The sequence below is a fragment of the Rhodococcus sp. 14C212 genome (genome assembly GCF_011058195.1).
Taxonomy (GTDB): domain Bacteria; phylum Actinomycetota; class Actinomycetes; order Mycobacteriales; family Mycobacteriaceae; genus Rhodococcus; species Rhodococcus aetherivorans.
Map to the genome: position 1 here is coordinate 1 of NZ_JAALEH010000158.1, position 7,356 is coordinate 7,356.

At 72.0% G+C, this 7,356-nt stretch carries 9 protein-coding genes and 1 pseudogene; 3 read left to right on the forward strand and 7 right to left on the reverse strand.

Going from position 1 to position 7,356, the window contains the following annotated elements; genetic code table 11:
- The 4 genes from G6038_RS29815 to rimP all read right to left on the reverse strand — a co-directional run.
- On the reverse strand, positions 1-259 hold a 259-nt coding region (locus G6038_RS29815; protein WP_165042422.1), incomplete at its 3' end, for a translation initiation factor IF-2 N-terminal domain-containing protein.
- Between the two features lie 150 nt (positions 260-409).
- The gene (locus G6038_RS29820) at positions 410-730 is read right to left on the reverse strand and encodes a YlxR family protein (protein ID WP_165042424.1); all 321 of its coding nucleotides are present in this window, start codon (positions 728-730) and stop codon (positions 410-412) included.
- 44 nt (positions 731-774) lie between these two features.
- A complete protein-coding gene (nusA, locus tag G6038_RS29825; protein WP_165042426.1) occupies positions 775-1,803 on the reverse strand; it encodes a transcription termination factor NusA in 1,029 nt (342 codons plus the stop codon).
- The gene (rimP, locus tag G6038_RS29830) at positions 1,800-2,408 is read right to left on the reverse strand and encodes a ribosome maturation factor RimP (RefSeq protein WP_165042428.1); all 609 of its coding nucleotides are present in this window, start codon (positions 2,406-2,408) and stop codon (positions 1,800-1,802) included. The genes nusA and rimP overlap by 4 nt, the downstream gene beginning before the upstream one ends.
- Positions 2,409-2,569: 161 nt before the next feature.
- Here rimP and G6038_RS29835 point away from each other — a divergent pair, with 161 nt between their 5' ends.
- Together G6038_RS29835 and G6038_RS29840 are read left to right on the forward strand one after the other, a co-directional pair.
- Positions 2,570-3,079: a hypothetical protein gene (locus G6038_RS29835; RefSeq protein ID WP_165042429.1), complete on the forward strand. Its 510-nt coding sequence runs from the start codon at positions 2,570-2,572 to the stop codon at positions 3,077-3,079.
- Entirely contained in the window at positions 3,076-3,522 is a 447-nt protein-coding gene (locus G6038_RS29840) for a ferritin-like domain-containing protein (protein ID WP_165042430.1), read from the forward strand. The genes G6038_RS29835 and G6038_RS29840 overlap by 4 nt, the downstream gene beginning before the upstream one ends.
- A gap of 87 nt (positions 3,523-3,609) precedes the next feature.
- Here G6038_RS29840 and G6038_RS29845 read toward each other — a convergent pair whose 3' ends face one another.
- Together G6038_RS29845 and G6038_RS29850 are read right to left on the reverse strand one after the other, a co-directional pair.
- On the reverse strand, positions 3,610-4,266 hold the full coding sequence (locus tag G6038_RS29845; protein WP_165042432.1) for an O-methyltransferase: 657 nt from the start codon (positions 4,264-4,266) through the stop codon (positions 3,610-3,612).
- Between the two features lie 58 nt (positions 4,267-4,324).
- Complete coding sequence (locus tag G6038_RS29850; protein WP_165042433.1) at positions 4,325-6,058, reverse strand: proline--tRNA ligase; 1,734 nt, start codon at positions 6,056-6,058, stop codon at positions 4,325-4,327.
- Between the two features lie 53 nt (positions 6,059-6,111).
- Between G6038_RS29850 and yaaA the strand changes: the two genes are divergently transcribed.
- Positions 6,112-6,855 (forward strand): peroxide stress protein YaaA, encoded by a 744-nt coding sequence (gene yaaA, locus G6038_RS29855; RefSeq protein ID WP_165042434.1) that lies wholly within the window; start codon positions 6,112-6,114, stop codon positions 6,853-6,855.
- On the opposite strand, the pseudogene G6038_RS29860 reads toward yaaA, so the two are convergent.
- A pseudogene (locus tag G6038_RS29860) lies at positions 6,826-7,356 on the reverse strand (hypothetical protein); the annotation flags it as partial. The gene yaaA and the pseudogene G6038_RS29860 overlap by 30 nt on opposite strands.

The following is a 7,356-nucleotide window of genomic DNA, read 5'->3' on the forward strand; positions in this document are numbered from 1 at the left end:
GTGCCGGCGCGGCCTGTGCGGGCGCTGCCGGACGGGGACCGGGGCGCGGCGCCCCGGGCTTGGGGGCGGCCGCCGACGGAGCTGCGCCGTCGCCGTTCGCCTTCGCGAAAGATTCGCGCAGTCGACGCGCGACCGGCGGCTCGACCGTCGAGGACGCCGACTTCACGAATTCGCCCTGTTCCTTCAAACGGGCGAGAAGTTCCTTACTGGTGACACCGAGTTCCTTGGCCAACTCGTGTACACGGGCCTTGCCTGCCACTGCTCTCCTCACTGATGAGGTCGAGCGGCTGGTGCCCGCACGACCTCGGGTTATCTCCGATGGACGTTCATCGCTGGTGCTTCACGGTGTGCTCATGAGTGCTTGTACCTGTTCTTCTCAGAGTTGGTGTCCCCGGTCCGGCGCGTATCGCTACGCCGAGTTCCCCTCGTTCCGGACCCCGACCAGCTGAACAAGCGCAGACGGGTCGATTGTTCCCGACACCCGCAGCGCTCTGCCGAATGCTCGACGCCGTTCCGCCTGACCGAGGCATTCCGGATCGGGGTGCACCCACGCGCCCCGACCGGGCATCCTCCGCCCCGGGTCCGGCACCAGCACGAAGCCTGACGGCTCCGTCGCCCGCGCCACAACCCTCAGCAGATCGGCAGCCAGCACCCGCTGCCGACACCCGACACAGGTGCGCACCGGACGGGTGCGCTCTCGGTCGGCCGAGGGCAGCTCATGCTGAGCCATCGACCACTCTACCGCTGATCGGGCCGGAACCGTGCATTCCACCCCTATCTGCCTGTCGCGGGCGATCCCGCCGACGTCGGACCCCCGGCCGCGGCATCGCTGCGGATGTCGATCCGCCACCCGGTCAGCCGCGCGGCCAGCCGGGCATTCTGCCCTTCCTTGCCGATCGCGAGGGACAGCTGGTAGTCGGGAACGACGACCCGCGCGGCGCGCGCCTCGGGGTCGACGACTGTGACGGATACCACCTTCGACGGGGACAGCGCGTTGCCGACGAACTTCGCCGGATCCTCGTCGAAGTCGATGATGTCGATCTTCTCGTCACCGAGTTCGCGCATGACGTTGCGCACCCGCTGCCCCATCGGGCCGATGCACGCGCCCTTGGCGTTCAGTCCCGGCACCCGCGAGTGGACGGCGATCTTGGAGCGATGACCGGCTTCCCGCGCGACGGCGACGATCTCCACCGACCCGTCCGCGATCTCCGGCACCTCGAGGGCGAAGAGCTTGCGCACCAAGTTGGGGTGCGTCCGCGACAGGGTGATCTGCGGGCCGCGCTGCCCCCGCGATACCCCGACGACGTAGCACCGGATCCGGTCGCCGTGCTCGTACGTCTCGCCGGGCACCTGCTCGGCCGGCGGGATCAGCCCTTCGGTGCCGGTGGTCTCGGCGCCGATCTTCACCACGACCATGCCGCGGGCGTTGGCGCGGGTGTCGCGCTGGACCACACCGGCGACAACCTCGCCCTCGTGCGTCGCGAACTCCCCGAACCGCTGCTCGTGCTCGGCATCGCGAATGCGCTGCATGATCACCTGGCGGGCGGTGGTCGCCGCGATGCGACCGAAGCCCTCGGGGGTGTCGTCCCACTCGGAGACGAGGTTGCCGTCCGCGTCGAACTCCTGCGCCATCACCCGCACGGCACCGGTCCTGCGGTCCACGTCGACGCTCGCGTGTGGCTGATGCCCGTCGGTATGCCGGTAGGCCGTGAGCAGGGCCGTCTGGATCGTCTCGATCAGCGCGTCGAACGGGATGTTCTTGTCCGCCTCGAGGACCTTCAGGGCTGCGATGTCGATATTCACTTGTCCACCTTCACTTCGTCCGTGCCGTTGTAGTCCGTGCCGCTCTCGTCGTCCGGGTCGTCGCCGTCGCCCTCGGCGATCTCGCCCGCACGCACACGGCCGTCCGGCAGGCCGCCCGCGAGCTCGAGTTCGCGCGGATTCGGCGCGTTGAACTCCACCTCGACGACCGCGCGGCGTACCTCCGCGAGCGGGATCGCCCGCACCGAGGGCCCGCCGCGGCCGGGAACGACGATCCGGACCTCGTCCCCGACGAGCTCACCGATGCGGCCGACGATCGTCTCGTCGTCCAGTTCGATCCGCGCCTTGCGGGCCTGGGACCGGCGCCAGTGCCGCTCGCGGGTGAGCGGGCGGCCGATACCGGGGCTGGTCACCTCGAGCACGTAGGGCGACTCGCCGAAATCGGAGACGGCGTCGAACGCCTCGGAGACCAGGGTGCTCAGGCGGGCGGCCTCGTCGAGGCTCAACCCGGCGTCGCTGTCGACGAACAACCGCACCGTGCTGTGCTTGCCCGCCGACGTGATCACAACGTCCTCGAGGTCGTACCCCTCGCGCTCGATCGGGCCGGAGACGAGTTCGGCAATTCTCTCCGGGGGCGGCACCGGCATCGCGACAAGCTCCTCGTTCAGTTGTGATCGCAGCGGACGTCATGCCGGCGCACGAGCGGACCGGCAGGTATACAAGGATATCGCGCATCCGGCGCTCCCGTGACCACCCCCGCGGCCGACCACCGTCGGATCCGCCCGGACCGGGCTGGCACGATGGTGCGGTGCCGACGCCCGCATCCTCACCATCCGTGTCCCGACGCACCGTGCTGCGCTGGTCCGGCGCCGCGCTCGGCGGCGTCGGCGCGCTCGCCGTCGCCGGCTGCGGTGCCGGCGAGGACGACGGTGCCGGGGAGGTCGATCCGCTGATCGCCCAGGCGGAGCGGGCGCGCGTCGACGCCGCCACCGCCGGTCTGCTCGTCGCGCTGCTTCCCGACCGGGCCGGCGCCCTGAATGCCGTCGGCGCCGAACGCACGACCCACGCCCAGGCCCTGGACGCCGAGGTGGCCCGTCTCGCGGGGGCCGACCCGGCGGCGACCACGGGGTCGACCACCACGACGACGACCGCCGCCCCGGCCGCGGATCCACCGACCCTCGACCTGCTGCGCGAGCGGCTGAGCGGCTCCCAGCGCGCCGCCGCGGACCTGGCCCGCACCCTGCAGGGATACCGGGCGGGCCTGCTCGCCTCGATCAGCGCCGCGTGCGCCGTGCACAGGGGGGTGCTGCTGCCGTGAGTTCGCAGTCGCTGGGCGTCGAGCAGCAGGCCCTCGTGGACGCGTTGAGCGCCGAGTTCGCCGCGGTGTTCGGCTACGGCATCGTCGCCGCGTTCTCCAATCCCGCCCGTGCGGCCGAGGTGTCGGCGGACACCGCCGCCCACCGGGCCCGGCGCGACGCCACCACGGACGCGCTGCGTGCCGCCGCCGTCACCCCGCCCACCGCGGCCGCCGGGTACACGACGCCCTTCCCGGTGACCGACCCGGTTTCCGCCGCACAGTTGGCGGTGCAGATCGAGACCGATGTCGCGGTGGCGTGGCGCTCCGTCGTCGAGCGGGCGCGCAGCGAGCACACCCGCGGGGCGGCGATAGAGGCGCTCACCGAGTCCGCGATGCGGGCGGCCCGGTGGCGCGCGAACCTCGGGATCGTCCCGCCGTCCGTCGCGCTGCCCGGGCAGCCCTGACCTCCACGGCGTCCACGCGCCGGCCCCGCACGCGCCCGGTTGCGTGCGTGCACGCGCGGGAGCGGGCGGATGCGCCGCGTGGCGCGGCTATCCGGTCACCACGGCGATCGCGAAGCCGTCCCAGCCCTTCGCGCCGACGGTCTGCAGCGCCGTCGCGTCGAGCCGGGGGTCGATGGCCATGAATTCCAGCACCTCTCGCGCACCGCGCACCCGCTCGTCGTCGAGATCGGCGTTGGTGACCGAACCGCCGCGGATGACGTTGTCGACGACGATGACGGTGCCGGGCCGGCCGAGCCGCAGCGCCCACCGCACGTAGTGCGGGTTGTTCTCCTTGTCCGCGTCGACGAACACCAGGTCGAACGGGGCCTCGCCCTCGAGGGACGGCAGGGTGTCGAGCGCGGCGCCCACGCGGATGTCGACCCGCTCCCCCACGCCGGCGCGCTCGAGGTTGGCGCGGGCGACCTCGGCGTGCCGGGGCTCGTACTCGAGGGTGACCACGCGCCCATCGTCGCCGACGGCCCGCGCGAGCCAGATGGTGGAGTAGCCACCGAGCGTGCCGATCTCGAGGATGCGCTGCGCACCGCGGATCCGCGCCAGCAGATGCAGGAACTTGCCCTGCACGGGTGCGACGTCGATCGGCGGCAGGCCCGCCGCGGTGTTCGCCGCGAGCGCGTCCTCGAGCTGAGGGTCGGCCCCGATCAGGGTGTCGGTCAGGTAGGCGTCGGTGCGCTCCCAGTCGTCCATGGCATCAGTGTGGTGCCCCGGTGGCCCGCACGCGATCCGGAGGGCCACCGTGGTGCCACTACGCGCCGAGGATCTCCTTCAGGGCCGCATCGGCCGGTACCTCGCGGGACTCGCCGCTGAACCGGTCGCGCAACTCGACCTTGCCGTCGGCCCAGCCGCGGCCGACGACGACCACCAGCGGCACGCCGAGCAGCTCGGAGTCCTTGAACTTCACGCCGGGCGAGGCCTTGCGATCGTCGAGCAGCACCTCGACGCCCGCCTTGTCGAGCTCGGCGGCCAGGTTCTCGGCACCCTCCCGGGCCGCCTCGTCCTTGTTCGCGATCACCAGGTGCACCCCGAACGGGGCGACCTCGGCGGGCCACCGCAGGCCCTTGTCGTCGTGCTGCTGCTCGGCGATCACGGCGACGAGCCGGGAGACCCCGACGCCGTAGGAACCCATGGTCGGGCGCACCGGCTTGCCGTTCTCGCCGAGCACGTCGACGGCGAAGGCGTCGGTGTACTTGCGGCCGAGCTGGAACACGTGGCCGATCTCGATGCCGCGCGCCGACACGAGCGGGCCCGCACCGTCCGGGGACGGGTCACCGTCGCGCACCTCGGCGGCCTCGATGGTGCCGTCCGGGGTGAAGTCGCGCCCGGCGACGAGTCCCACGACGTGCCGGCCGGGCTCGTCGGCGCCGGTGATCCACGACGTGCCGTTCCCGACACGCGGATCGACGAGGTAACGAACTCCGTTGTCCAGCAACGCCTTCGGACCGATGTACCCCTTGACGAGGAACGGGTTGGCCGCGAAGTCGGCGTCCGTGAGCAGCTCGTACTCGGCCGGCTCGAGCGCCGCGCCGAGCCGCTTGTCGTCGACCTCCCGGTCGCCGGGGATGCCGATGCCGAGCAGTTCCCACTCCCCGCCGGGTCGCCGCGTCTTGACGAGGAGGTTCTTGAGGGTGTCGGCGGCGGTCACCGGGCGGTCGAGCGCACCGGCGGCCCACTCGACGAGAGTGTCGATGGTCGGGGTGTCCGGGGTGTCGTGCACCACCGCCTCGGGCAGCCCGTCGACCGAAACCGGCTCGGGGGCCAGGGTCTTCACGGCCTCGACGTTCGCGGCGTAGCCCGACTCGAGGCAGCGCACGTAGGTGTCCTCGCCGGCGTCGCTCTCGGCGAGGAACTCCTCCGACGCGCTGCCGCCCATGGCGCCCGACGTCGCGGAGACGATCACGTACTTCACGCCGAGGCGGGCGAAGATCCGCTCGTAGGCATCACGGTGCGCCCGGTACGACTCGGCCAGGCCCTCGTCGGTGAGGTCGAAGCTGTAGGAGTCCTTCATCACGAATTCGCGGCCGCGGAGGATGCCGGCACGGGGACGTTCCTCGTCGCGGTACTTCGTCTGGATCTGGTACAGGGTGACCGGAAAATCCTTGTACGAGTTGTACTCACCCTTGACGGTGAGCGCGAACATCTCCTCGTGGGTGGGGCCGAGCAGGTAGTCGGCGCCCTTGCGGTCCTGGAGCCGGAACAACCCGTCGCCGTACTCGGTCCACCGGTTCGTGGTCTCGTAGGGGTCGCGCGGCAGCAGCGCCGGCAGCGAGATCTCCTGCCCACCGATCGCGTTCATCTCCTCGCGCACGACACGCTCGACCTGCCGCAGCACCCGCAGGCCCAGCGGCAGCCACGAGTACACCCCCGGGGCGATGCGGCGGACGTAGCCGGCGCGCACGAGCAGCTTGTGGCTGGCGACCTCGGCGTCGGCCGGGTCGTCGCGGAGGGTGCGGAGAAACAGGTGCGACATGCGGGTGATCACGGGAGAGCAGCCTACCTGCCGCCCCGGAACCGACCTCGGTACGGTTACCGCTTGTGCTGGTGCTTCTGCCTCCCTCCGAAACCAAGTCCGACGGCGGCGACGGTGCGCCCCTCGACCTGGGCGAGCTGTCGATGCCGCAACTGACCGCGACTCGCGAGGAGCTGGTGCAGGCGCTTGTCGACCTGGCCGCGGATCAGGAGGCGTCGAGCCTCGCCCTGGGCCTGGGCCCCACGCAAGCGGACGAGATCGAACGCAACGCCAAGCTGTGGGTCTCACCCACGCGGCCGGCCCTCGCGCGCTACACCGGGGTGCTGTTCGACGCCCTCGACGCCGGCTCGTTCACCAGGGCGCAGCGGGAGAAGGCCTACCGGCGACTCGCGGTCGGGTCGGCCCTGTTCGGCGCGGTGCGCGCCGGCGATCCCATCCCGGCGTACCGCCTGTCGGGCGGATCGAAGCTGCCCGGCTTCGGGACCCTCGCGTCGCTGTGGCGCCCGGAGCTGAGCGGCGCACTGACCGCCGAAGCCGCCGGGGAGCTCGTGGTGGACCTGCGGTCGGGGGTGTATCGGCAGCTCGGACCCGTCCCCGGCGCGGTCACCGCGACCGTGCTCACCGAGCAGCCCGACGGCAGTCGCAAGGTGGTCAGTCACTTCAACAAGCATCACAAGGGCCTGCTGGCCCGCGCGTTCGTGCTGACCCGCGCGGAGCCGGCCGACATCGACGGTGCCGCCCGCGTCGCGGCCCGGGCGGGTCTGCGGGTCGAGGTGGCGTCAGCCACCGAACTGGTGATCCTGACCTGACTGCGGCGCCCGCCCGGTGTCCTGCACCGCGGTGAGGAACCGGTGCGCCGGGTGCCAGAAGCTGCCGAGCACGGCCGCCACGCGGGGATCGGCGGACCCGGCGGCCGATCGCTGCAGTTCGGCCAGCCGGTCGGCGCACTCGCCGCAGACGGCGTCGAATCGGACGGGGTCGTCGAATCGGACGGGGTCGTCGGCGGCGTCCCCGATCCGGTCCACGAGTTCGGCCAGGGCTCTCAGGAGGGCAGGAACAGTGCGGCGCGCCGTGTCGTCCGCGCCGTCGAGAACGCCGTCCGACGCCGCCTCCGCCACGCGGGCGAGTTCGCGGAGCGCCGGCACGGCGTACCACAGCCGGTCGAGGACACCGTCGGAGGCCGAGGCCTGATCCCGGACCCGGGCCGCGATCGGGCGCGGATTGAGCCGCACGCTCTCCCGCGCCCACTGCGACGACTCCACCGCGCGGTCCATCACCCGGTCGATCTCCCCCGTGCGACGCACCCAGCC

Excerpts from the sequence above, each read along its gene's own strand:
- G6038_RS29845 (WP_165042432.1), bottom strand. The coding sequence starts at position 4,266 with ATGGACGACTGGGAGCGCACCGACGCCTACCTGACCGACACCCTGATC.
- G6038_RS29820 (WP_165042424.1), bottom strand. The coding sequence starts at position 730 with ATGGCTCAGCATGAGCTGCCCTCGGCCGACCGAGAGCGCACCCGTCCG.
- rimP (WP_165042428.1), bottom strand. The coding sequence starts at position 2,408 with ATGCCGGTGCCGCCCCCGGAGAGAATTGCCGAACTCGTCTCCGGCCCG.